Raw genomic sequence first — 24067 nt, 5'->3', positions numbered from 1 at the left:
ACTAAACCTTTAATTTTACCTTTAGATAGCTTAGATAAGATTTCTTTATTTAAAACTAAATGTTGACCTTTTTCTCTCTTGTCCCTAATATATATGTTATATTAGACATATTACATACTCCTTAATTTAGATTAATAATTTTTGTATAGAATAGTTAATAAAAATTAATAATCAAGAATTATTATCATGAATTATGATTTTTAACAATATTTGTTTCATTTTACAAATGTGTTATACTAAGCATAAAACAAATATTTATGGCTTATTTAGAGATATTTGCTCAGTACATCATTGATAAATTAGGGAAAGGTACAGAAGTTCAAATAATATTGCCTAATAATTTCTCATGCCTAGAATTAAAGAAGATTTTAACCGATAAATATAAAATTAAATTACCTATCATTATTCCTTTTAATTCTCTTATTTCAAAAAAAACCGATTCGGATTATGTATCTAAAATAGAAGAACTTCTTATTATATCAAAAATAATTACAGAATATAAAGACTTACCATTTAATAAAAATGAATCGTTAAAAGCTGCAGAAATTCTAAGAAAATTGTTTAATGACCTTATAATAAATAATATCGATATAAAATTAATTGAAGTCTATAACAATTCTAACTATTGGCAAAAGATTTATAAATTTCTAGAATATTGCTTTTTAAGATGGCAAGAAGAAATATCGTTTACTCAAAAACAAACTAAAGCAGTTTATAAATTAAAGCTATTACAAGAAGAAATAATAAGGATAAAGAATAGGAATAAGCAAATAATACTCGCCGGAATATTCAAGCCTAATGTTTTTTTAAAAAGATTTGAAGAAGAATTAAAGGATTACATAATTTACTATAACCCCGCCTCCAAGCAGATTAGCAATGGCATATCTTATTTAGAACCCGCAAATATTTATGAAGAAGCTAAACAAATAGCTTATATATGTAGCCGTAATAAAGATAAACGGATTGCAATCATTACAAATAATAATAAGCTTAAGAGAGTATATTGTAATTTTTTAGATAAATATGAAGATCTACTAGGTAATGACTTAAGGCTTACTAATATCAGCGAATTACTAACTTCCATTATTAAAATATTATGTAATAATTTTGATTTAAAACTTCTATTTTTATTACTTAAAAATCCTTTAATTAATTGTCCTATAGGACAGCTAAATTCACAAAGCTTCAGACAGGATGAATTTAAGAGTAAGTCTGCACAGCGTACAATACACAGACTTAACTCAAAAAATTCGCCTGTATCAAGCTTTGTGAATGACGCTGTGCAAAAGTTAGAGTTAATGCTCTCTAATAAAAACCGTTTTATATCCTCGCCGAAATATTTATTGCAATTACAATTTGATAACGAGGATACAAAGGAGTATTGCCGTAACTTAATAGATATTTTATTTACCGATAACCCGCATAATATACCAGATATTCTAATAGCGGCTAAAGGAATAGCTGAAAAACTTTTACCTACTATTTGGGAGGGAGAAGGAGGAGTAGAACTACTTGAATTTTTAACAAATTTAACCGCATATCTCTCTACGTCATGGGAATCCGGTAAATATATAAATTTAACGGATAAAAAGGATTTTCCTAAAATTTTCTCTTTTCTACTTTCTAATATCAAATATTACAAAAATACCGACTCTGCTAGTATAATTATCGGTTCACCGGAAGATTTAGCATTATGCGGATTCGACTTAATTATATTACCGCATTTTAATAATGAAAACTGGACACCTACTGCTAAAGCTCACCCATGGCTTAGCAAAAAAGCCTTGCAGATACTAAATATAGATTACAATGAAATTGCCCCTACTCTATATTCAGATTACTTCAATTTATTTCTACAAAATAAACAAATAGTTATACTGAATGCTAAAAAATATGATGGGAAGTTGTTAGTGCCGAGTAATTTATTTTTGAAGCTGCAACTTAAACATGTCATACCGTGGCTTGACCACGGTATCCATACGATTAATAGAAGTAACAATATTTTTCTGGATCCCACGATCAAGTCGCGGGATGACAAAGTAGCAAGCAGCACCTTTTTTCCAGCCGTCTTATCAGTAACCGACATAGAAACATTAATAAGAAACCCATACGGTTTTTATGCTAAGAAAATTCTTGGACTACGTAAAAAAGATAATATATGGGAAGAACCTAAAATATCGGATTTCGGGAATTTTATTCATAAAGTTTTAGAGGAATATTCTAAAAATCACGACAAACAATATATTAATTTAAATTTGCTTGATAAACAAAATGCTTTAATAAATATCGGTAATCATATTTTATATAGCACTATTTTACCAAACTACACAAAAAAAACTTGGCAAATAAAACTCACGGCTTTCAGTAAAGCTTTTATTTTATTTGATATAGAACGCCGAAAAAACTGCAAAGAAATCTATTTTGAAACTAAAGGGGAATTACAGCTAAATATTGCAGGTCAAGATATAAAAATAATCGGTATAGCTGACCGAATTGAAATAAGTAAATCAAATAATATAACTATACTGGATTATAAAACCGGTACTATCCCAACTAGAAAAGAAATAGAACTAGGACTCTCTCCACAACTTATTATAGAAAGTTTAATGTTACTAGAAAACGGATTTTATACAGCTAGATTCAGAAAGCTTGATACAAGCGAATTTTCTGACATTCGCCTTTGCTCACGTACTTTTGTACGCTCCGCAGGCTCAGTCGTCAATTCATCTTGTCTAAAGCTTTCTGAATCTAGCTGTATAAATAAAGAAATCACTATTGCTTATGTAAAAATAACCAGTACCGAACCTTATGTGCAAACAACGGAAATAGCTTTAAGCATCGAGACTTTAAATAGACATAAAGCAGGATTAGTAAAATTACTTGAACATTATATTACAAATAAGTTCTTTTCTTATGATTTGAATTTATCAAAGTATAATGATTATTTGCATTTGATGAGGTAGAGTTAACTGTAAAAATCGTCATTGCGAGGAAATTGCATAGCAATTGACGAAGCAATCTCAGGAGTTTGTTATTATTTCATGAGATTGCCACGCAGCCTATGGCTGCTCGCAATGACGAGGTGGTATCCATGCAATAAACCTAGTCAAGCCACGGGGTAGCATAACGTTTATAGCCCCATCACTAACTTAAATCCTTTATTTTTAATAATCTTACTATTCGTATTATAAATAATCGGATCGTTAATTTTTTCATGACCGAATCTATTTGTTTTAAATACCGGTACATCTAAACTATCTGCAAAATTACGAAGCACTAACATTGTGCTTTCAGAATTTTTATCAAATGAACCAAATATTATGGCCTTAACATCCTCAAATAACCCTGCTTGCTTTAAGTTTAAAAGCTCACGATCTAATCTAAAAGCAACTATATTCACATCTTCTAAAAAAAGAATTTTGCCTTTAGTTCTTATCTGCCAATTTGTACCGATACTAGTCTGCACCATAGTTAAGTTACCGCCTGTTAGTTTGCCGTTAACAAGATCACTTGATTTTGCTATATCGTTAAGAGGCACTAAATTATCTATAGTAACCTGCTTTACTTTACCTTTTAATATTTCAGCAAGCTTGGTAAAATTACCTTGATCTTTTTCCGGCTTTAAGAGATCGGCTATATTACTGCCGTGAATAGTTTTCCAGCCCCATTCTTGTGATAGAAAAAGATGTAAAGCCGTTACATCGCTATACCCTATAAAGAATTTCTCTTTATTTGGTTTTGGTAGCTTTAGTAAATCGGGAATTATCCTAGCAGAGCCGTAACCGCCTCGTAAACTCCATACTACATTATCAGACTTATCAAATAATGCATCCCGCAGGCAATTAAACCTTACTTCATCACTACTTGCAAGAAAGGATAACTTACCTTTAGCAAAACACTTAGAAGGAATTTGTAAATTTAGTCCATTAATATTTTTTAAATCCGACAAGGTTTTATTATCCGCTCCTGTTGCCGGAGCGACAACAGTAATAGGGATATTTTTTAGACTATGACCAGCAGAAAAAGCTGATATTGAAAAGAATAATATTATTAGTAAAGATATATTTTTAAGAATCATGGAATTATATATTCAGTGTTATACCGTGGCCCCGCCACGGTATCCAGTTAAGCATACTAGAATTGTTAGTATTTTTTATTGTTTTTATGGACCCCGTGGTCAAGCCATGGGGTGACACAGTGGATTTTATCGATCCACACAACAATGGCTACTCGCAATGACGACTTGATATCCACGCAGACAATGCCTTACGAGAATGACATAAGAAACGAGAACAACATTAAAAAACTAGTCTAAATAAGAAGCGCCGCCAGTAAGTTCTACTTCTTTAGCTTTTATTTCTTCAATATTAAGGTCGCTATATTCTACAAACCAACTTAATAAGGTTGGTGCATTACTAAAAGAATTAATTACCTTAACAGTACTTGACTTATCGACACGACCTTCCTGTATATTATTATATACAAGCTGTAATGCTATTTCTTTTTGTAACAGTGTTCACTAGTATTAGGTTCAACTCTTTTTAAAGCCATATTCACAAACTCTTTATCAGATAGGTCTTTTAGAATAGCCTTAACTTCAATTTCAGTACCATTATTAAGCTTTACTTTTTCTCCAAGTTTATTCGCCGAAGCCTCTGATATTTCATCATCTTCAGATTCATCAGTTGAATTTTCGCTTATTCTAAGGTTTTCTATTTTAGTCCATAGCTGCTCAACTGAATCACAACCACTATCAGCTAGATATTTGTTACTTTCCTCTCTAGGTGGTAAAAAAGTATTATCAATAAATTCTTTAACTATCCACTTATTGTTAAATTTGTTATAAGCAGCTTTTATGAATAGTTCTAAATTATTAGAACCTAACTCTAAGAATTTTTGCTTAAGTTCTAGAGGGATATGACTTTTTGTATCTAACCATATTTGCATTCCTGATAATATTTCTGATACTACCTTATTAGTGTCTTGCGTCGGTACAGTAATATTATGCTTCTTAATATTAACATCAAGTGCATTTTTAGTACTAGCATCCAAGTTAGATACTAAGTTTTCTACTGGGCTGGGTATACTTTTAGCTTCTTTTAAAGTTCTTACTATTTTCTTAAATATTTGTACTATTTCTGAATGACTCCCGTAGTGCTTGTCATCCAATCCCATTTAAAATATTCAAACCCGCCGGTAGCATGATTTGGAACTTCAACATGTGCAGATTTATGGTCATATCTAATGCCGATTACATCAAGATCTTTTTTATATTTCTTTATTTGAGTATCGATATCATTACGCTGTTTCTTAAAGTGTTGCTCTAATTTTTTCATAATCTCCTCTTTAATTCATATTTTTAATTAGTGTCCATATCATACTTATTACTATATGTCAAAATAAAACACTAATAGAAATTAATTTTTTGCTATATCACAAGCATGTAAATCACGCTTAAAGTACAAGCTACTATTCTTATTTAAGATTACCCGATAAATCTGAACATTTTCAAGTACTCTTTGAACGTAATCTCTTGTTTCTCGATAAGGTATAAGTTCTATCCAGTCAATAACTTTTCTTGTATCTTTTATATCCCTTGGATCACCAAACCTATCTATCCATTTTACTACATTATGACTTCCGGCATTGTAAGAAGCAATGGATAGAATATAAGAACCTTTATGATCATCTAATAATTTTTTGAAATGATGCGAACCAAGTTTAATATTATATACCGGATTTCTAGTTAAGTCTGCTACATTACATTTAACATTTATAGATCTTGCGGTATCACAAGCAGTAACTTTAATAAGTTGCATGAGACCCATAGCATTTGCATAACTTACTGCTTTATGATCAAAAACCGATTCTTGTCTAATTATTCCATAAGTTAAATGAGGTGGGATAGGCAAACCTGCTAGATTATAAGGCGTTGGAAAAGCATAATCCGGAATAAAAGCATTATTTTGGGCGGCAATTTTTGCTACCTCAACCATATGATTAGTATTATTATTTGCTTTAATAATATTCGCAATTATTTGAATTTCTGCAGGATTTTTAGTGTTTTTAATCACTGCTTTGGAATATATCATGGCTAAGTAGTTTTTATTATATTTAACCAATAACCTTATTGCTTTAATAATCTCTTTATTTTCTATAGTTTTCCTTTCTTCAGAAGTTATTACGGGAATAGGAGGTAAAACTAACTTTGTCCTATTTAATTCAATATTTGCTACCTGCCCATAAAAGGTAAAAGAATATTTGGCTGCCTGCTCGTAAAATTTTCTAGCCGTTTGCTTATCGCCTTTTGCTTCATAAGTACGACCGAGCCAATAAAATCCACGTGCCAAACTAATCGGAGTCTTAACAACTTTAATAAATTTATTAAAATGCACTAATGCTTGATCAGGCTTTTTTAAAAAACTTAAAGAAAGCCAGCCCGCAAGCCACTCCTGCTCCCTTATAGTTTCAGGACAAGTAGCAAAAGGAAGCGTTGCCATTCTATAGCTATTAGCAAAATCTTTGTAATCGATGAATTCACGAGCATAATAGGATTGAATACGACACCATTTAGCAAAATGTTTACGGTTATTTTTAGCTTTCTTAAACAAAGTAATAACTTCCTTTGTCGGCTTTTGTGTTTTTTTAGAATCTAAATAACGATATAATAAACCGGAAGTATAGTATTTTTCAGGAACGCTTCTAAAAAGCTTTTCGGCATTCGGTGATTTACCTATAATAGCAATTTGTGCTTTAAAAGAATTACGATAGCCTTGATCTACATATTTTAACGATTGCTCAACAGACCTAATATCATTTTTCCATAAATGCTCTTCTATTCGCTCTAAATGATCATTTGCAGTTAAATATTTATGCCACTTATTGTAATATGCATTTTCTTCTTCAGGAGTGAAATTGGCATATACCCAAGCTTCCTTAATAATAGGTAGTAATATTTTCTGATCTTTGATTAAACTACTTGCAGCAATTGCATAAAATTTATAACCTTTGCCGGTAAGAGGCGGATGTTTATTAAACCAATCAAAAATTATTTTTTTATTCGTACTATTACTTAGATACTCTTCCGCTCTTTCTTCAAGCAGCTTATTTTGAGGCCAATCCGGATTATTGCGTAAAAACCTTATTACCTGCTCAAAACTATTATCTGAATATTTATTATCTAAATATTTCTGAGAAAGTACAATTTTTGTTAAAACTTTACTATTTACTTCTAGAGCTAAATATTCAGCTTGTGACCAATTTTTTTGATCGATATAGGTAAAAACTTGCTTAACATTATCTACAGGATCAGAATTAGCATTTACTTTTAAAGCTAATAACAGAAATATAGCAATTAATAATTTTATTTTCATAAGTTTTATGATTTGTTGCAGTTGTCATCCCGTGGCTTGACCACGGGATCTAGTACCTTTATGTCATACCGCAACTTGATTGTGGTATCCAGTCTTTTTTTTCTGGATCCCGTGGTCAAGCCACGGGATGACAACTGTCAAACACCCGTAGAACCAAAGCCGCCGCTACCACGCATTGTTTCCTCAAGCGTGCTACTTTCTTCCCATAATATACGTTCGTACTTTGCGATTATCATTTGAGCAATTCGCATGCCTTTTTCTATAATGAAATCTTCTTTACCGAGATTAATAAGAATGACCTTTATTTCACCTCGATAATCTGCATCAATAGTACCGGGTGAATTAGCAACCGTAATACCGTATTTAACGGCAAGACCCGAACGAGGTCTTATCTGTGCTTCAAACGAATCCGGTAGTGCTATAGCGATGCCTGTTGGAATTAGCTGTATTTCGCCTGCTTTTATTGTTATAGGTTGCTCGTTTGCGGCTATTAAATCCATCCCCACACTATGCTCTGTAGCATATTCCGGCAAACTGTCGGAAAAATTTTCTAGTTTTTTAATTTTAACTTGTGTTATTGTCATATTATTTCATATCAAATTTATCGTTAATAATTTTATTTTCAACTGCATCAATTAAAGAATTAGCAAAATTATATGCCAATATTTTACTTGACATACCGAGTTTCTTTTTAAGCCAAGGCTGCTTAGCACACAGATATTGAAACTTTATGTTATCGCCGAATTTTTCTTTCATTACGCTATACATATCACCTATGCCGTCAATTAAACCGTAATCAAGAGCCGTTTGTCCTGCCCAAAATTCACCGTTAAATAAAATCTCGTCTTGCTGTGTTAACTTCCCTACCCTTCTTGTTTTTACATATTCTACAAAATGCTCGTAAACCTGCTTTTGCAAATCTTTAATAATTTTAAGGTCATCTTTATTAATAGGTTTAAACGGATCCAAAATTGCTTTATTCTTTCCTTCCGTATAAACTCTTCTCTCTATTCCAAGTTTATTAATCGCTTCATGAAAACCGAATCCGCTTGACACTACTCCGATACTACCTATAACTGAGCTATAAGAAGCATATATCCGGTCTCCACTGCAAGCAAGCCAATATCCGCCTGAAGCCGCCATATCTTCAATAAAACTATAAATTTTTATTTTATTTTCTTTAGCAAGGTCACGAATACGTTTCGCAATAAGTTCAGATTGTACCGGAGATCCGCCGGGAGAATTAATAATTAAACATAACGCTTTTAATTTCTTTATTTTAAAAGCCTTTTCTATTAGTTCATTTAATGATTCTAATGTAAGTCCCGATTGCATAGTACTTACTTTACCGATAACGCCGCTAAGGCGTAAAACGGCAATCACCTCTTTAGAATCACCAAAAACCGAAGCAACTAATTGATCTAATTTACTTATCTGCCGTTTGGTTATTATCTGATCAAATTCTGCATTCGCCATAGTTGATTTATTCACTTCATTCATTAATTTTACTCATTTTTAATTTGTGCTGTACTTTCCTTAATTATATCCTTTTTTATCGGCGGCAAAGGCTTAGCCGGTTTATTCAGAGATTGCTCGTTATAACTATTTTTAGGTTCAGAATAATTTCCGGGAATGGCAGATAAAATAGTATCTCTAACTTTTTCGTCATACCAATTTGTATTGCCGACAAAGCTAGTTACTATTTTGCCGTTTGGGTCTATTAATATACTAGTCGGTAAACTAACAACCCCTAAAGCTTTAAATAATTCATTTCTATAATCATGATAAATCGGCAAATATCTTATTTGATAGCTTTTAAAATATTCTTTAACAACTTTTATGTCTTGATAATCTTCTGAAATCGGAATTACTGAAAAAGGTAATTTCCTAAAATCTTTTTGCAACATATCAAGGTCAGGCATTTCTTTGACACAAGGAGCACTCCAAGTAGCCCAAAACACTAACAATATAGTCTTTCCTTCAAACTGATCAAGAGAATATTGATTTTTTTCTTCATCAAAAAAAATTATATTATCAGGAACGCTTGAACCTCTTAAAAATTCTAATTTATCCTGATGCTTAGCATAAATTTTAGGAATAAAGATTGTTATAGATAATAAAAATACTATAATATATATAAGATATTTATTATAATTTCTTAAGGTCATATAATAATTTATAGTAATGAAGACATTTTATTTATTCGTATTAGCACTTACATTATGTAGTTGTGGTATAAAAAAGCCTTTAGAAGCAACGCAGAAAGAGGCAAAACGTCATTGTGAACAGTCGTAGACTGCGTGGCAATCTCGTCAAATATCCTGAGATTTAGTCAAATTACTTCGTAATTTTCCTCGCAATGACGTACTGTATCAATACCTCTTAAGCGTCGTACCTTGCAAAACTAAGTCAAAACAATAAGACGGCATATTTTCCTGCGGTTCGATTAATATCGGATTTACTTCACCGCATTCATTATCACACATATTTTTATCAGATAAATCTAAGCGTGTTTCAAGAGTCGTAAGGCTAGGATGCTCTATTCTTATATTTGCACTTCTTAAATAACGAGAAGATTTATAAGGTAACATACTAATGAAGTAATATTCTCCTTTATTATTAGTAGTAGCAATACCGGAACCGGTAAAGCTTGAATCGCTTTTACTTGTAAATCTTCTTTTATCAACTCTAGTTTTTAAAGGTTCGTAAGGATATTTACCTCCGCTTCCTGCTTGCCATAAATAAACTTTAGCATCTGCAACCGGCACACAATTTTGATCCAATATTTTTCCTTTAATTAATATCCTTTCACCGTAAAATTTTGATAATCTTCCTGTTTTACGTAATAAATTATTAGTAGTCTCAAAAACTTTCGGTTCATAATCATTAAATATATTTCTAGTAATTTTACAACGATTAAGCTTATTAGGGTAAGTTTTAGAAGCAGCAAATATGTTTAATGTCCATAAACATAAAAAACAAAATATAAATTTTTTCACTTTTCACCACTATATTTATAAAATTCTGCATCTAAATTTAAATCAATTATTTTTATTAATCAAATTATTTTTATTCTCATTTGATTATTAAGTAATTGATTGTTATAGTAAACTTTGTTGTACTAAAACATATACTCCTGATAAATGACAGAGTAGATAGACGAAGTTTAATTTGGGAAAGAGTAAGGAGTATATAAGTCAAGGAGAGGAACGTAGATAAACTACGTGAGCACCGCAGACTTAGTATCAAATTAAACGAGTATATATGCAAAAATTTTTATCTTTAATAATTGTAATTCTAATACTTTACAATATAGTAAAGTTAAAAATATCTCCCGACAACAATAATCCTACAACTGTAGAGCAAACGGCTTCAAATAATTCATCTACCGATGAAAACCAAACTAGTATAAATAATGAACCCCCTATTTCATTAAACGGTAATTTATTTGAACGTACGATTTCAAAAATAGTAATAAATGCTCTTAAAACCGAAGAAGGGAAAGCATTCTTTGAAAATATTTTACAACCGTTAAATGGACCTATCAATCCTAATGATTACACTATTGAAGTACGTAAGGATTTAGTAAAAACACTGTTCAAAATTAATACGCTCGGTAGCGGTAATACCGGTCCCGCTTCTTGCGGACATGTAGTTACCGTATTTTATCAAATATCAGATATGAACAATACTTTAATATCTGAAGATACTAAGACTTTTACTTTAGGCTCTGCTCCTATAATGCTTGGCTTAGATAATGTAATAATCGGTATGATGGTAGGAGAAGCACGAGAAGCTATTATTCCGGCAAAATACGCCGTTAATAATAGTAATAATATTATCTTCGATGATGCTTATAATTATAAAGTTAATGTAATTTTAAAATCCATATTACCGCAAAATTTTGTTAAAAATAATGAAGTGAAAATTTATGATGATGAGATAGCTTATCGTGTTCCTTTATTATGTGGTGAAAAAGTAAGCTTTAATGCTAAAATTACTCGATTATCAAACGGTAAAATATTATATGATTCTAAAGAAAAAGGACAACGAATAGATATGAAAATCGGCGATATTACATATCCTTTAATTTTTTCTTATGCCTTGCAAGGTAAAGTAACGGTTGGAACACGCAGTGTTATTGCTGAAGGCAAAACATTTAAAGCCTTAGGTTCTAATATAAATAAAATTATTTCTCATGAATCATTACCGATAAATGAATATCTTTTACTTGAAATTAACGATTTTAAATAAATATGAAACAAAATAAAATATCGGATATTAGCCCTATTTTGAAACTCGCTTATAGAAAGGAATTTAAAGGAAACACGGAACGCAGCACCGCAGCGTACAAAGAAGTACGTGAGGATGCAAGTACCGGATTGACGCATAAATTACCTCTAGAAGTAGAGTTTCAAAATAGGGCTAATAAAAAACAAAAAAATTATATTTTATTATCTATCCTTGTCATAATGATAATAATTGTATATCTTATAGCATTAATAAAAATTGCAGGATAAATTTTGTAATTATTAAAAATTTAAAACTCAAATTAAACGAGTATATAAGAATCTTACTTTAAACTTTAATTAAGCTAGGAGTTTAGTATGGAAATTATTAAAAAAACCAAAAATATTATTATAATAGTAGGTTTAATATTTCTAGCAACAATCATTTATATCTCTACAAATAAGAGTCCCGATAATAAAACAAATGATAATATATTAGAAGTAAAGATAGCTATAAAAGATCATAAATTTGTTCCGAATATAGTTGAAGTACCAAAATCTACTAAGATAAGGTTAATTGTTCATAATGAAGATGATACGGTAGAAGAATTTGAAAGTCATGATTTACATCGTGAAAAAATAGTTATGCCAAATGAGTCAATAAATATTATACTTGCACCTCTCAAGTCCGGAAAATATGAATTTTTTGGAGATTTTCATCAAGATACGGCTCAGGGTTTTATAATTGTTAATGATTAGATAAAAAACATGTTTAAAATTGCTTTAGTAATGTTTCGTGAATGTTTAGAAATATCTTTATTACTTGGTGTAATACTCGCCGCAACAAAACAAATAGAAAAATCTCGTCTTTATATTATTGCCGGAGTAATGCTTGGAGTAGTATTTGCTTCAATTTTTGCATTTTTTACACGTAAATTATCTTTATCTTTTGGCGGAATAGGCGACGAGTTATTCAATTCCGGAATTATGATACTAATAACAATTCTGATTAGCTGGACAATAATATGGATGCAAGGTTACGGTATAAAAGTAAAGCAACATATAAACGACTTATCGGTAAAAATTCATGAAGGTAATGCCAGTTATTTCATGTTGGTTTTTTTAGTTGCCACTACCATATTACGAGAAGGTGCAGAAATTATTATTTTAGTATATAGCATATCTTCAGTTGAAACAATACCAAGCAGTATTTACTTGCAAGGAGTGATAATAGGTGCTACAAGTGGCTTCTTACTTGGTTTAGTAATATATTTCGGTTTAATTAAGATTGCTAATCAAAAATATATTTTTAAAATCTCTACCGTATTATTAATGCTAATAGCAGGCGGATTTGCAGCAAGTGCTGCAGGTATTTTAACCTCTTCCGGTCTAGTTATGTTTTTATCCGATCAACTTTGGGATAGTTCATGGTTAGTAGCAGATAGAAGTATGATAGGTAAAATCTTACATATTGTTACCGGTTATATTGCAAGACCTAACGGGCTACAAGTACTTGCCTATTTTACTATTATATTACTGATAAATATTTTCATACAAATAAAATTAAGATATTCAAAAAATACCTTAATATCAGTACAAAAAATGAATCAAATTAATTTTATCAAAAAGAACAATTAAATTAAATATGTTAAAACTTTTATCAGAAATTGGTCCGGTAATAGCATTTTTTGCGGGCTTTTTTTATGGAGGCGGTATACAAAACGCTACTCTTTATATGCTTATTACCTCTGTTATTTGTATTACCCTTTGTTATGTTATAGATAAGAAAGTATCCAAGCTTTCTATTATTTCTACGGCTGTTTTATTAGTTTCGGGAAGCATTACTTTAATTAGCGGCGATTCAATATACATAAAAATCAAACCTACTATATTATATGTTATTTTTGGAATAATATTTCTCATGAGCGGTATAAGAAAAAATCCCTTTATCAAATATGCTTTAGAGAGTATAGTACGTCTTAAAGAAGAAAGCTGGATAACTTTAAGCTATAGAACAGCGACTTTTTTCTTTTTTATGGCTGTAGTTAATGAAATAGTTTGGCGTAATTTCTCAGATGAAACATGGGTAAAATTCAAAGTATTCGGCGTAATACCTATTACTTTTGTTTTTATTTTACTGCAATTACCTCTTTTATTAAAGAATAAATTACCGGATAGTAAGATATGATATATAATACCTTACCATTTTTACTCTATGTCATCCCCTATAGTACCGGGCCTTGTTGCATGGATCGAAAAACCTACTCGATGTCATTCCCGCGTGGCATTGTTGCGTGGATCTAAAAACGCGTTCGGTGTCATACCGTGGCTTGGACCACAGTATCCAGAAAAACAATTTAAAATACTAAAATTTTAGTATTTTAAGCTGGATCCCGCGATCAAGTCGCGGGATGACAGAAAAACTGATCCACGCAACAGTGCCACGCGGGAATGACATCGAGTAGGTTTTTCGATCCATGCAACAAGGCCCGGTACTATAGGGGATGACATAAACAAACAGTTAATTCTTGAACAAATACAATCTTTTTAAAAATCGTAGGGTACTATTGTTATGATATTACGAGTTCTAATTTTTATAGCTCTTTCTTTTAGTCTATCTGCTTGTTTACCTGCCATTTTTACCGCAGCAACCACTACCGGCATTGTTGCTTCAAAAGATCAACCAATATCTGAAACATTAAATGATTCAAGGACTTCTGCCGGTATTAAAGCTGATTTAGTAAAAAATAATTTTAGAGATTTAGGTACTAAAATAAAGGTCGAAGTATCACAAGGAAGAGTATTATTAACAGGAAATATTCAAAAAGAATCTGATGCGTTAAAAGCCGTAGAAATTGCTTGGAATCAAAAAGGCGTAAAAGAAGTTATTAATGAGTTAAAAGTAAATAAAAACAGTAATCATTTTGACTTAGCCCAATATACTAAAGATAGTATGATAACCACGCAAATTAAAGCTAAAAACTTAGTCAGAAAAGACATTAAATTTGCTAATTATACTATTCTAACTATAGATAATATTGTTTATTTATTTGGAGTTGCAAGATCAGAAGAAGAGCTAGAAAAGCTTGCTTCTATTGCATCAAAAATAAAAGGTGTTGAAAAAGTTGTGTGTTACGCTAAAATAATGAATAACTTTAACACAAATAATGATAATAGTGAAGAATCATAAATTCAAATTAGACCTCTTGCAGAACGAAGCTAATAAAGAGGAATTTGAAGGAAACACGGAACGCAGCACCGCAGCGTACACTTTAGTACGTGAGGAGGCTTTGTTACGTAGACCAGTAAAATCCACTGTGTCATCCCGTGGTCAAGCCACGGGATGACAGAGGTGAAATTGATCCACGCAACAATGCCACGTGATGATGCGAGTACCGGATTGACGTACAAATTACCTTTAAGAGCAAGTTATGCAAGGGGTCTAATACTTTTGTTAATTTTTTGTTTTGGTCTAAGCGGTTGTAATACCTCAAAAAGATTACCTTATTCCCGTAAATATTCATACAAAGAATTATCAAAAGATGATCCTCATAATCTAACTTATAAAGGACATTATAAAGTTGGAAAAAATTATAAAATAAAAGGAAAGACTTACAAACCTCACAACCCTAAATCTTTTACCGAAACAGGTTATGCCTCATGGTACGGTGGACGTAAAGACGGTTTTCATGGTAAAAAAACAGCTAACGGTGATAGATTTAATAGAAATTTATTAACTGCCGCACATAAAACTCTCCCGCTTCCTTGCTTAGTTAAAGTTACCAACAAAGCCAATAATAAATCAGTAATTTTAATGGTTAATGATAGAGGTCCTTTTAAGAAAAATCGTATAATAGATGTTTCTCAAAAGGCGGCTGAAATTTTAGCATTTAAAAATCAAGGTATAACTAAAGTAAAAATAGAATATTTACCTAATGAAACTGAGAAATTTCTAAAAAATATTAATCTAAAAAAACCACAAAGTAAAACTTTAGCCAAAAAATCTTCATCTACTAAAGTTACAAAAAACAATAAATGTAGCGTTAATTGTCATATAAAACTTGTAAATCTGAAATATAAGCTAGCCGTAAATCCTTAAAAGATGAGTGAATATTAAATCATCATTGCGAGTAGTCGTAGGCGTTGTTGTATGGCTCGGAAAGCACGTTTGGTGTCATACCGTGGCTTGTCCACGGTATCCAGTAAAACAAATAAAAATACTATTTTAACTAGACCCCGTGGACAAGCCACGGTATGACAAACGTTTTTTGATCCATGCAACAATACCCGCTCGCAGACGATGCATATCAACTACGTATATTCTTTTTCTTTATTATTTTTGATTTAGCTTTTGTAGTAGATTTATTATTAGAGGCAAGCTTGATTGAAGGTTTAGGGACTATAGGCTTAATATTAAAATGCTGATCTAGTAGCCCCATCATTTTTTGATCACGAGATGTGGCACTTTTGCCTCCTGTAACAACGGCAATCAATGATTTGCCATTCCTAGAAGCGGTAGTTACTAAATTATAACCTGCCGGTGTATGAAAACCTGTTTTCATGCCTTCTGCACCTTGATAATTTTTAGTAACTCTATTATGTCCGTTTACTATGTTTCCACGAAATACAAAACTGGTTTTAGCAAATAACGGATAATATTTTGGATAATCTCTTTTCAGGGCCATAGCAAGTTTAGCCATATCTCTTGCGGTAGTTTGCTGCAATGGGTCATGCCAACCTGAAGCATTTTTAAAATAGGTATTCTTCATACCGAGCTGTTTAGCTTTAACATTCATTAAATGAGCAAAAGCTTTCTCTGAACCTTTCATATTCTCAGCAACCGTTACAGCAGCATCATTAGCGGATTTTATGATTAACCCATTAATTGCCTCTCGAACGGTTATAGTTTCCCCTGCTTTTAAACCCAACTTACAAGGCGGCATTTTTGAAGCTTTTGCTGATACAAGTAATTTTTTATCTAAAGGCAATTTACCGGCTTCAATTGATTCAAACATTAAGTATAGAGTCATTAGCTTAGTTAAAGAAGCGGGATAAATCCGAATTTGTGAATTATGGGCCTGCAACACTTTACCGCTTTTTGCATCAATTACTAAACTAGTTTGAACAGGAGGTTTAGGTGTATTTTTTACAGCTTTCTTCGCTTCGCTTATGGGAGCAAAGAAAAATGTTGAAATAAAAATATAAGGTAATAAAAATTTACTAAACATTTTAAATAAATAAAATATTATTCAAATAAAATCAAATAAAATACTGTGTCATCCCGCGACTTGATCGCGGGATCCAGTTAAAAATACTAATAATTAGTATTTTTAGTTATATTTCTAGATACCGTGGTCAAGCCACAGTATGACAGCTTACTTTTTGCCTAATACAACAAATATTACTACACATTAACCCTTTTATTAAGATACATTAATATAAATAAAGCAGGCAAGGCTAAAATTATAGTAAAGATGAAAAAACCGTCCCAGCCCATCATATTTACGAGTTTTCCGACATAAATAGTGACAGTATTGTTACATAAACTACTAGCACTACTAAGTAAAGCATATTGTGTTGCCGAATATTTTTTATTACATAAATTACCTATATATCCGACTAAAGCAGTAGCCCCCATAGAAGCAGCAAAATTCTCTATAGTAATAGCAATTAATAAAGCTTCAAAAGAAGGAGGTTGGTGATTAAGCCAAATAAATGCAAAATGCGTTAAGCTTTGGACAATACCGGTAATAATCAAACCTTTAAAATTTCCCACTCTATACATTACAATACCACCGGCAAAACCACCGACTAAGGTTGCAATCAATCCATAAAGTTTAGCGATTATTGCTATTTCGCCTTTTGTATAACCAAGTTCTATATAAAAAGGTGAGGCAACCGCTCCAAGCATAGCATCGCCTAATTTAAAAAATATTACCGCAAGTAAAATAGTTACGGCAAATTCTCTTTTGAAAAAATCCTTGAAAGGATTAATTACTGTAGAAATCCATGAAGTAATAGAAGTAATATTAATTTTTTCTCTTACTAATTCTTTTTCGTTTACGGTTATTATAAATATCGTTGCAACGGCAAATATTATAGCTATAACAAAGAAAGTTAGTTGCCAATTATTTCCGGTTATTTCTGCAAGATATAAAGCACCTGCCCCTGTAATAAGCATACCGATTCGATAACCGAATACGGCAGTTGCACTAGCTATGCTTTGTGTTTCCTGATCAAACTTATCTATACGCAACGCATCAACGGCAATATCGAACGTGCTAGATAAAAAGCCTAATAATATAGTCAAAAAATATAAAGAAGTTAAAGAAACTTCAGGATTTTCCTTGCTCATAGCAATTAGTACTAAAACCATTAAAGAGCTACATAATATAAGCCAGCTTTTTCGATGTCCCCACCTACTTAAAAAAGGTATTTTAAAATTATCGACTAACGGTGACCAAAATACTTTTAACGAATATGATAACCTTGCAACCGCAAAAGTAGTAATAACAGCGATATCTATTCCAGATTCTTTTAACCATACCGAAAGAGTAGAAAAAATTATAACCAGCGGCATACCGCTAATTATTCCTAAAATAAATATTTCAAATAATCGATAGTCTTTAAAAATCTTGGTAATGAGCATTGTGGTATTTCCTTGTGTTGATGTCATTCCTGCGTAGGCGGGAAAGCGTTGTTGCGTGGATCGAAAAACGCATTCGATGTCATACCGTGGCTTGACCACGGTATCCAGTCTTTATTTTTATTTTTTACTGGATCCCGCGATCAAGTCGCGGGATGACAGTGAGTGCCTCAATAATAATTAAGAATTATGAGCTATTTACTTTATAAATCAACCATTTTCTCTTAACTCCTTATACAATCTATAATACTCATCCTTATTCTTAAGTAATTGTGTGTGAGTACCCTGCTCACAAATCTCACCGTTTTTCATGACAATAATGTTATCAAGGTCGGTAATACTGCTTAAATGATGCGTAATAATTAAAGTGGTTTTTCCTTGGCGTAATTTCTTTAAAGATTCTAGAATTTTCTGTTCGGAAGCTTGGTCTAAGCTGCTTGTTGCTTCATCCCAAATTAAAATAGGTGTGTCTTTTAAGAAAGCCCTAGCAATAGATAAACGTTGACGCTGACCGCCTGAAAGAGTCGTCCCCTGCACTCCTATCTGCGTGTCGTAACCGTTCGGCAGATGCATAATAAACTCATGAGCATCTGCATATTTCGCTGCTCTAATTATTTCTTCTCTTGTAGCGTTTTCCTGACCGTATGCTATATTTTCTGCAACGCTTGTATCAAATAAATGAGTATCTTGAGTAATTAAGGAAATCTGACCTCTAAGTGAAGTAAGCTTAATATCTTTAATATCATGATTATTAATTAAAATTCTTCCTTCATTTGGATCATAAAAACGCACTAATAAATTACTAAGCGACGTCTTACCGCTACCTGAACGCCCGACAAACGCAATCATTTTATGAGGCTCTAGCTTTAAATCTATATATTTTATAGCTATTTTACTCTCAAAACTTAAAGCCAGTTTTTCAAAAGTAATTTGTGGATTATATAAATCTACTTCTTTAGCATCTTTATGATCTTTAATAAGAGGTTCGGTATCCAAAATACTAAATACCCTCTTAGCTGCTGCTATTCCTTCTTGCAAATTAATATTTAACGATACCAAACTTTTAAACGGTCTATAAGCTGCAGCAAAGGCAGCTAAAAAAGCAAATAATGCACCGGGTGTTGTTTTACCCTCAAGGACTAAATTACCTCCGTACCATACCATCCCTCCGACTGCAAGACCGCTTAAACCCTCCATAATCGGTGAAACCATCGCATCTAGCTTAGATGTTTTTTTGTAGAACTCTAAAATATTATTAATAATCAACGATGCTCTATTACTTTCTATTTTTTCGCTTACAAAAGATTTAATAATCTTAATTGACTGAAATGTTTCATCAAGCCTAGAAGTATAATGCCCAAGCTCCTCTTGTGATTGTGAAAATATTTTTCTTATCTTTCTGCCCATCCTTTGCACCGGATAAACGGCCAAAGGGAAAACAAGAAAAACTACGCAAGATAATAGCGGTTCTAAATGAAACATCGTTATTATTAAACATGTTACAGTTAGAAAATGTTTAGCACATCCGACAAGTAAATTAGAAACAGCCCCACGCATCAAAGAAATATCATTAGTAAGACGAGATATTAAACGTCCTGAAGATTGGTTTTGAATAAAAGAAATATCGGTAAATAACAAATGCTCATACATTTTTATCTGTAAATCGTTTAGTACCCTCTGCCCAACAAATTTTATTAGGTAATTCTGATAGTACTCTGAAATTCCTTTTATGAAAAAAGTAGCAATCAGCACTATAGGCATTATTATAAGCATTTTCTTATCATGTGTTAAAAAAATCTTATCAATAATAGGTCTAACCGCATGTACAATCACTGCCGTACAAAGTGCTGCAATAACCATACAAAATATCGAAAAATATATTTTATTTGCGTAAGATTTAACATGATCTTTTATCAGCCTCCTTATAACATCTGCGGCTGTATAATCATGATTCAAATTATTATTATTCATTCTCATTAAAAATATTAAATTGATGATGTGATTGATTCGGTATCGGCATTTTCAAATGCTCAAAAGCGGCAATCGTGATTACCCTACCTCTAGGAGTTCTTTGTAGTAAACCTATCTGTATAAGATAAGGCTCTATGGTTTCTTCAAGTGCGTCACGCTGTTCAGATAAGGCAGCGGCGATCGTTTCAATTCCGACAGGACCGCCGTTATAATTATCCGCTATGAATTTCAAATAACGATAATCATTGCTATCAAGTCCTATGCGATCAACTTCCAAACGATTTAACCCAAAATCAGAGATTTCTTTATCTACTCTTGATTTACCGTCAACTGCCGCAAAATCTCTTATACGACGAAGCAATCTTAATGCAATTCTTGGCGTTCCTCTACTTCTCTTAGCTATTTCTTCAGAACCCGAATCGGTCAAATCAATATCAAGTAGTTTACTTGCTCTATTTAAAACTTTCTTAAGCTCCTCGGTATTATAAAAATTTAGCCGCATAGGAATACCGAACCTATCACGCAAAGGATTACTAAGCAGCCCAAGGCGTGTGGTAGCCCCGATTAAGGTAAATTTCGGCAAGGTTATTTTCACTGACCTTGCGGCAGGTCCTTCACCGATAATTATATCAAGCTCAAAATCTTCCATAGCAGAATATAAAACCTCTTCAACCGCAGTATTTAAACGGTGGATTTCATCAATAAATAATACGTCGTTCTTTTCAAGATTAGTGAGAATAGCAGCAAGATCAGCCGCCTTAAGTATAGCAGGACCGGAAGTAGATTTGAAATTACCACCGATTTCATTAGAGATAATCTTAGCAAGCGTAGTCTTACCAAGACCGGGCGGACCGTAAAATAAAGTATGATCAAGATGTTCATTTCGAGATTTTGCAGCTTTAATAAATACCGAAAGATTTTCTTTAATCTGCTGTTGACCGACAAATTCTTGCAAATATGACGGTCTTATCGGCAATTCTTGATCATTTTCAATTTTTTCGGGTGATAATATATTAGTCATTAATTTAAATCGAATATAATGACTAATAATAGCGGAAAAATAGTTTTATGCTATAAATTATTTTATACTTTTATATTAGCCCTCTTCACAGAAACTAGTTACCCCTTCTCCAAGTTTATCTACGGTTTCAAAAAATTTTTCTGTATCAGTAACTCCTAAGTTTTTTAATTCTTCTTTAAGATAATTTTTATTTAATCCTTTATATACCTTTAAATAATGACCAAATATCTCATTTGATAATATCATATTAGGATTTTCATAATAATTTTTTAAAACTTCTGCTACATCTTTTAGAGTAAGATTATTTTCATCAGTTATTTCTGTAATTTGTGCATCTAATGCTTGTCTATCTTGAGATTTCATTCCTATCTTATAACCAAAATATTAATCCAATTAAGCTTTTATTCTCTTTTATAGCATCCGATTAGTATTTTTAACAAATGAGGATAAGGCAGGAACATTAACATTATCAAAAAATATCCCACTTATATCTAAATCGCTTATTTTTGTAGAACTATGAATAAAATTAATCCAAAACATTTAGGTTCTAATTTTGATGACTTTCTTGATAAAATTTGGAATATTAGAAGAAGTTACGGCAATAGCTCATAAACGTATTCTTGCACAACAAATAAAGCAAATTATGGAACAAAAGCATATAACAAAATCAGAAATGGCGAAAAAAATGGAAACTAGTAGATCAGCTGTAGATAGACTCTTAAACCCTAATAATCCTAATGTCACCCTTGATACCTTAGACCGTGCTGCTATAGCTCTAGGAATGAAATTAAATATTTCCTTAAACTAATTTCAATCGATATTTCTAAAAATTAGCATTTCGATTTTTTAGGGCTGTTTTGATTAACTGATCAATAGAGATTTCGGGATTTTGGGTAACGATACTTTGAACGGCGTTTTGAGCTTCAAATCTAGAAAAGCCTAGATTTACTAGAGCTTTTATTACTTCATTGCTTGCGACGGGTGTAATATTCTTAATATTTAAGCTATCTTTAATAATAGTTGAGCCGCTTGATATTTTCGCTACTTTACCTTTCAGCTCTAACACTATACGCTCAGCAAGTTTAGCTCCCACTCCGGATATTGCTTTAAATATATTTTTATCTTCATTATTTATAGCAATTTGAATATCCGAAGGTGTAAGGCTTGATAAGATAGATAAAGCCATTCTTGTACCGATACCGTTTACTGATTGCAGCAAATTAAAAAAACTCTTCTCTTCTAGAGTCAGAAAACCGTAAAGATGAATATGTTCCTCTCTAACATGGGTTTCTATAAATAGTTTATAAAACTCCCCTTCAGCAAGTTTACCTAAAGTTTTACCCGAAGCATAAACAAGATACCCTACCCCGTTTACGTCAATTATAACATAATCATCACCTTGGGAATCAACTTTACCGCTTAATTTACCAATCATATATTTACTTTTTCTTTTTACTATATATTAAAATTAGTGTCGGTAAAGCGGTAATAATTGCTGCTAAGATGTAATGAATAACAAGCGGTCTATCCATCATATGACACTGCCCATCATTAGGAATAGTTTGAGCCAAAACCATATAAGCAACTATTATCATCACTACTATATATAGACCGGTAAAAAACAAATATTTTATAAAATTTTTCATGTTAATCCTTTTTTTGTCATACCGTGGCTTGACCACGGGGTGACAATGACACGTTGTAACCGTATAACAACTACACAAACTTGTAATAAGTCTGATTCTTATCACCTTTGCTTATTAAAAATTTATGTTCTAAACCATATAACAAATCTCTACTAGCCGTTGCCGTAGAAATATTTTTATGTACATTAATATAATCTTTTCTAGAAAACCATTTATCTATTAAATTAACCTCAGCACATTCCATTCTAGATAAAGGCGTATTTGCCTCATATGTAATATTATTACTATATAATCTTAATGCTGCAACTATTTTATCAAGCATAAACTCGATAAATAACGTCGATTCACCAAGCTTATCACACCTGCGTAAAACACTATAATACTCACTTTGATTATTCCTTATCAAACTTTCAACGGAAATATATTCAAAAACTTTATTAGTGTGCATTAGTAATAATTGTTGCCATAACCTACCGATTCGTACGTTACCGTCTGAAAAAGGATGGATAAATTCAAACTCATAATGAAATATACAAGCCTTAATTATTCCGGAAACATTCTTATCTTGTGTTATAAACTCAAATAAATCCTGCATTAATAAAGATACACGGCTTGCCGGAGGTGCAAAATGTATAATCTCCGTGCCTTTAAATATAGCGGCATTACCTTTACGCCACTTTCCATTATCTTCTACTAATCCTTGCATTAATATCTCATGTGCTTTTAATAATGATTCAAACGAAAAAGGATCAAACATGGTTAAATCATTATATAATTTTATAGCATTATTTACTTCTAAAATATCTTTTTCAGGTGCAAGTACACGCTTGCCGTTTATTATATCGGTTATCTGCTCTACACTTAAACTATTTCCTTCAATTGCTAAAGAAGAATGGATGGTTTTAATTTGATTATTTTTTCTAAGTTTTATAGGTTGAGAGTAAAGCTTGCTACCGGCTAAAATACCAAGCTCATAAGAAATATCTTGTGATAACTCCAAGATTTTATTAGTTATTTGAAAAGGCGGTTTACTATTCATTATATGATAGTATCATATGATACTATCATTGTCTACGAAGAAATTTTTTCTATATCATTCCCATAGGGTATTAGACTTGTTGCATGACTCCAAAATCGTCATTGCGAGCAGCCGTAGGCTACGTGACAATCTCATGAAATAA

General features: G+C 31.8%; 24 protein-coding genes and 2 pseudogenes. 10 read left to right on the top strand and 16 right to left on the bottom strand.

What is annotated here, in order from left to right; translation table 11 throughout:
* The first annotated feature begins 257 nt into the window (after nucleotides 1-257).
* Nucleotides 258-2963: a PD-(D/E)XK nuclease family protein gene (locus RMONA_RS05340; RefSeq protein ID WP_023508236.1), complete on the top strand. Its 2706-nt coding sequence runs from the start codon at nucleotides 258-260 to the stop codon at nucleotides 2961-2963.
* Between the two features lie 167 nt (nucleotides 2964-3130).
* Here RMONA_RS05340 and RMONA_RS05335 read toward each other — a convergent pair whose 3' ends face one another.
* The 7 genes and pseudogenes from RMONA_RS05335 to RMONA_RS05305 form a co-directional block, all read right to left on the bottom strand.
* On the bottom strand, nucleotides 3131-4078 hold the full coding sequence (locus RMONA_RS05335; RefSeq protein WP_023508237.1) for an LD-carboxypeptidase: 948 nt from the start codon (nucleotides 4076-4078) through the stop codon (nucleotides 3131-3133).
* A 228-nt stretch (nucleotides 4079-4306) separates the two neighbouring features.
* Nucleotides 4307-5336 (bottom strand): annotated as a pseudogene (locus RMONA_RS05330) (hypothetical protein).
* An 81-nt stretch (nucleotides 5337-5417) separates the two neighbouring features.
* Complete coding sequence (locus RMONA_RS05325; protein ID WP_023508240.1) at nucleotides 5418-7373, bottom strand: lytic transglycosylase domain-containing protein; 1956 nt, start codon at nucleotides 7371-7373, stop codon at nucleotides 5418-5420.
* A 137-nt stretch (nucleotides 7374-7510) separates the two neighbouring features.
* A complete protein-coding gene (dut, locus tag RMONA_RS05320) occupies nucleotides 7511-7957 on the bottom strand; it encodes a dUTP diphosphatase (protein WP_023508241.1) in 447 nt (148 codons plus the stop codon).
* 1 nt (nucleotide 7958) lies between these two features.
* On the bottom strand, nucleotides 7959-8873 hold the full coding sequence (locus tag RMONA_RS05315) for a S49 family peptidase (protein WP_023508242.1): 915 nt from the start codon (nucleotides 8871-8873) through the stop codon (nucleotides 7959-7961).
* 5 nt (nucleotides 8874-8878) lie between these two features.
* Nucleotides 8879-9541, bottom strand: a complete 663-nt coding sequence (locus tag RMONA_RS05310) for a TlpA disulfide reductase family protein (protein WP_023508243.1) — start codon at nucleotides 9539-9541, stop codon at nucleotides 8879-8881.
* Between the two features lie 204 nt (nucleotides 9542-9745).
* Nucleotides 9746-10372: a dioxygenase family protein gene (locus RMONA_RS05305; protein WP_008579775.1), complete on the bottom strand. Its 627-nt coding sequence runs from the start codon at nucleotides 10370-10372 to the stop codon at nucleotides 9746-9748.
* Nucleotides 10373-10637: 265 nt separating this feature from the next.
* Here RMONA_RS05305 and RMONA_RS05300 point away from each other — a divergent pair, with 265 nt between their 5' ends.
* The 8 genes and pseudogenes from RMONA_RS05300 (at nucleotide 10638) to RMONA_RS05270 (ending at nucleotide 15701) form a co-directional block, all read left to right on the top strand.
* On the top strand, nucleotides 10638-11627 hold the full coding sequence (locus tag RMONA_RS05300; RefSeq protein WP_023508245.1) for an FKBP-type peptidyl-prolyl cis-trans isomerase: 990 nt from the start codon (nucleotides 10638-10640) through the stop codon (nucleotides 11625-11627).
* A 2-nt stretch (nucleotides 11628-11629) separates the two neighbouring features.
* A complete protein-coding gene (locus RMONA_RS05295) occupies nucleotides 11630-11893 on the top strand; it encodes a palindromic element RPE1 domain-containing protein (protein ID WP_023508246.1) in 264 nt (87 codons plus the stop codon).
* An 87-nt stretch (nucleotides 11894-11980) separates the two neighbouring features.
* Nucleotides 11981-12361 carry a cupredoxin domain-containing protein gene (locus tag RMONA_RS05290; protein ID WP_023508247.1) on the top strand — a complete coding sequence of 127 codons (381 nt, stop codon included), beginning with the start codon at nucleotides 11981-11983 and terminating at the stop codon, nucleotides 12359-12361.
* Nucleotides 12362-12370: 9 nt separating this feature from the next.
* Nucleotides 12371-13240 carry an FTR1 family protein gene (locus RMONA_RS05285; protein ID WP_023508248.1) on the top strand — a complete coding sequence of 290 codons (870 nt, stop codon included), beginning with the start codon at nucleotides 12371-12373 and terminating at the stop codon, nucleotides 13238-13240.
* Nucleotides 13241-13247: 7 nt separating this feature from the next.
* Nucleotides 13248-13790: a septation protein A gene (locus tag RMONA_RS05280; protein WP_023508249.1), complete on the top strand. Its 543-nt coding sequence runs from the start codon at nucleotides 13248-13250 to the stop codon at nucleotides 13788-13790.
* 384 nt (nucleotides 13791-14174) lie between these two features.
* A complete protein-coding gene (locus tag RMONA_RS05275; RefSeq protein ID WP_023508251.1) occupies nucleotides 14175-14792 on the top strand; it encodes a BON domain-containing protein in 618 nt (205 codons plus the stop codon).
* Nucleotides 14770-14892 (top strand): annotated as a pseudogene (locus RMONA_RS11510) (palindromic element RPE1 domain-containing protein); the annotation flags it as partial. The gene RMONA_RS05275 and the pseudogene RMONA_RS11510, both read left to right, overlap by 23 nt.
* A 53-nt stretch (nucleotides 14893-14945) precedes the next feature.
* Complete coding sequence (locus RMONA_RS05270) at nucleotides 14946-15701, top strand: septal ring lytic transglycosylase RlpA family protein (RefSeq protein WP_023508253.1); 756 nt, start codon at nucleotides 14946-14948, stop codon at nucleotides 15699-15701.
* Nucleotides 15702-15909: 208 nt separating this feature from the next.
* Here RMONA_RS05270 and RMONA_RS05265 read toward each other — a convergent pair whose 3' ends face one another.
* The 6 genes from RMONA_RS05265 to RMONA_RS10945 all read right to left on the bottom strand — a co-directional run bounded on the left by RMONA_RS05265 (nucleotide 15910) and on the right by RMONA_RS10945 (nucleotide 21780).
* On the bottom strand, nucleotides 15910-16830 hold the full coding sequence (locus RMONA_RS05265) for a D-alanyl-D-alanine carboxypeptidase family protein (RefSeq protein ID WP_023508254.1): 921 nt from the start codon (nucleotides 16828-16830) through the stop codon (nucleotides 15910-15912).
* Between the two features lie 176 nt (nucleotides 16831-17006).
* Nucleotides 17007-18251 (bottom strand): AmpG family muropeptide MFS transporter, encoded by a 1245-nt coding sequence (locus RMONA_RS05260; protein WP_023508255.1) that lies wholly within the window; start codon nucleotides 18249-18251, stop codon nucleotides 17007-17009.
* 207 nt (nucleotides 18252-18458) lie between these two features.
* Complete coding sequence (locus RMONA_RS05255) at nucleotides 18459-20219, bottom strand: ABC transporter ATP-binding protein (RefSeq protein WP_023508256.1); 1761 nt, start codon at nucleotides 20217-20219, stop codon at nucleotides 18459-18461.
* Nucleotides 20212-21240: a Holliday junction branch migration DNA helicase RuvB gene (gene ruvB / locus RMONA_RS05250; RefSeq protein ID WP_023508257.1), complete on the bottom strand. Its 1029-nt coding sequence runs from the start codon at nucleotides 21238-21240 to the stop codon at nucleotides 20212-20214. The genes RMONA_RS05255 and ruvB overlap by 8 nt, the downstream gene beginning before the upstream one ends.
* Before the next feature lie 75 nt (nucleotides 21241-21315).
* On the bottom strand, nucleotides 21316-21603 hold the full coding sequence (locus RMONA_RS05245) for a hypothetical protein (RefSeq protein ID WP_023508258.1): 288 nt from the start codon (nucleotides 21601-21603) through the stop codon (nucleotides 21316-21318).
* A 48-nt stretch (nucleotides 21604-21651) separates the two neighbouring features.
* Nucleotides 21652-21780: a hypothetical protein gene (locus RMONA_RS10945; protein WP_023508259.1), complete on the bottom strand. Its 129-nt coding sequence runs from the start codon at nucleotides 21778-21780 to the stop codon at nucleotides 21652-21654.
* A 16-nt stretch (nucleotides 21781-21796) separates the two neighbouring features.
* Between RMONA_RS10945 and RMONA_RS05240 the strand changes: the two genes are divergently transcribed.
* Nucleotides 21797-22048: a helix-turn-helix domain-containing protein gene (locus RMONA_RS05240; RefSeq protein WP_023508260.1), complete on the top strand. Its 252-nt coding sequence runs from the start codon at nucleotides 21797-21799 to the stop codon at nucleotides 22046-22048.
* Between the two features lie 15 nt (nucleotides 22049-22063).
* Here RMONA_RS05240 and ruvA read toward each other — a convergent pair whose 3' ends face one another.
* The 3 genes from ruvA to RMONA_RS05225 all read right to left on the bottom strand — a co-directional run bounded on the left by ruvA (nucleotide 22064) and on the right by RMONA_RS05225 (nucleotide 23925).
* The gene (gene ruvA / locus RMONA_RS05235) at nucleotides 22064-22675 is read right to left on the bottom strand and encodes a Holliday junction branch migration protein RuvA (protein ID WP_023508261.1); all 612 of its coding nucleotides are present in this window, start codon (nucleotides 22673-22675) and stop codon (nucleotides 22064-22066) included.
* Nucleotides 22676-22679: 4 nt separating this feature from the next.
* On the bottom strand, nucleotides 22680-22886 hold the full coding sequence (locus RMONA_RS05230) for a hypothetical protein (RefSeq protein ID WP_023508262.1): 207 nt from the start codon (nucleotides 22884-22886) through the stop codon (nucleotides 22680-22682).
* Nucleotides 22887-22956: 70 nt separating this feature from the next.
* Entirely contained in the window at nucleotides 22957-23925 is a 969-nt protein-coding gene (locus tag RMONA_RS05225) for a Fic family protein (protein ID WP_023508263.1), read from the bottom strand.
* Nucleotides 23926-24067: the final 142 nt, after the last annotated feature.

The sequence above is a fragment of the Rickettsia monacensis genome (genome assembly GCF_000499665.2).
Classification (GTDB): domain Bacteria; phylum Pseudomonadota; class Alphaproteobacteria; order Rickettsiales; family Rickettsiaceae; genus Rickettsia; species Rickettsia tamurae.
This window is presented reverse-complemented; position numbering and strand designations above follow the sequence as displayed.

Bases quoted from the DNA above. Each gene is read 5' to 3' on its own strand.
- RMONA_RS05225 (WP_023508263.1), bottom strand. From the start codon at position 23,925: ATGAATAGTAAACCGCCTTTTCAAATAACTAATAAAATCTTGGAGTTA.
- RMONA_RS05260 (WP_023508255.1), bottom strand. From the start codon at position 18,251: ATGCTCATTACCAAGATTTTTAAAGACTATCGATTATTTGAAATATTT.
- RMONA_RS05285 (WP_023508248.1), top strand. From the start codon at position 12,371: ATGTTTAAAATTGCTTTAGTAATGTTTCGTGAATGTTTAGAAATATCT.
- RMONA_RS05240 (WP_023508260.1), top strand. From the start codon at position 21,797: ATGACTTTCTTGATAAAATTTGGAATATTAGAAGAAGTTACGGCAATA.
- ruvA (WP_023508261.1), bottom strand. From the start codon at position 22,675: ATGATTGGTAAATTAAGCGGTAAAGTTGATTCCCAAGGTGATGATTAT.
- RMONA_RS05335 (WP_023508237.1), bottom strand. From the start codon at position 4,078: ATGATTCTTAAAAATATATCTTTACTAATAATATTATTCTTTTCAATA.
- RMONA_RS05310 (WP_023508243.1), bottom strand. From the start codon at position 9,541: ATGACCTTAAGAAATTATAATAAATATCTTATATATATTATAGTATTT.
- RMONA_RS05275 (WP_023508251.1), top strand. From the start codon at position 14,175: ATGATATTACGAGTTCTAATTTTTATAGCTCTTTCTTTTAGTCTATCT.
- RMONA_RS05325 (WP_023508240.1), bottom strand. From the start codon at position 7,373: ATGAAAATAAAATTATTAATTGCTATATTTCTGTTATTAGCTTTAAAA.
- RMONA_RS10945 (WP_023508259.1), bottom strand. From the start codon at position 21,780: ATGTTTTGGATTAATTTTATTCATAGTTCTACAAAAATAAGCGATTTA.
- RMONA_RS05255 (WP_023508256.1), bottom strand. From the start codon at position 20,219: ATGAATAATAATAATTTGAATCATGATTATACAGCCGCAGATGTTATA.
- RMONA_RS05265 (WP_023508254.1), bottom strand. From the start codon at position 16,830: ATGTTTAGTAAATTTTTATTACCTTATATTTTTATTTCAACATTTTTC.
- RMONA_RS05230 (WP_023508262.1), bottom strand. From the start codon at position 22,886: ATGAAAAATTTTATAAAATATTTGTTTTTTACCGGTCTATATATAGTA.
- RMONA_RS05300 (WP_023508245.1), top strand. From the start codon at position 10,638: ATGCAAAAATTTTTATCTTTAATAATTGTAATTCTAATACTTTACAAT.
- dut (WP_023508241.1), bottom strand. From the start codon at position 7,957: ATGACAATAACACAAGTTAAAATTAAAAAACTAGAAAATTTTTCCGAC.
- ruvB (WP_023508257.1), bottom strand. From the start codon at position 21,240: ATGACTAATATATTATCACCCGAAAAAATTGAAAATGATCAAGAATTG.
- RMONA_RS05295 (WP_023508246.1), top strand. From the start codon at position 11,630: ATGAAACAAAATAAAATATCGGATATTAGCCCTATTTTGAAACTCGCT.
- RMONA_RS05280 (WP_023508249.1), top strand. From the start codon at position 13,248: ATGTTAAAACTTTTATCAGAAATTGGTCCGGTAATAGCATTTTTTGCG.
- RMONA_RS05270 (WP_023508253.1), top strand. From the start codon at position 14,946: ATGACAGAGGTGAAATTGATCCACGCAACAATGCCACGTGATGATGCG.
- RMONA_RS05245 (WP_023508258.1), bottom strand. From the start codon at position 21,603: ATGAAATCTCAAGATAGACAAGCATTAGATGCACAAATTACAGAAATA.
- RMONA_RS05290 (WP_023508247.1), top strand. From the start codon at position 11,981: ATGGAAATTATTAAAAAAACCAAAAATATTATTATAATAGTAGGTTTA.
- RMONA_RS05340 (WP_023508236.1), top strand. From the start codon at position 258: ATGGCTTATTTAGAGATATTTGCTCAGTACATCATTGATAAATTAGGG.
- RMONA_RS05315 (WP_023508242.1), bottom strand. From the start codon at position 8,873: ATGAATGAAGTGAATAAATCAACTATGGCGAATGCAGAATTTGATCAG.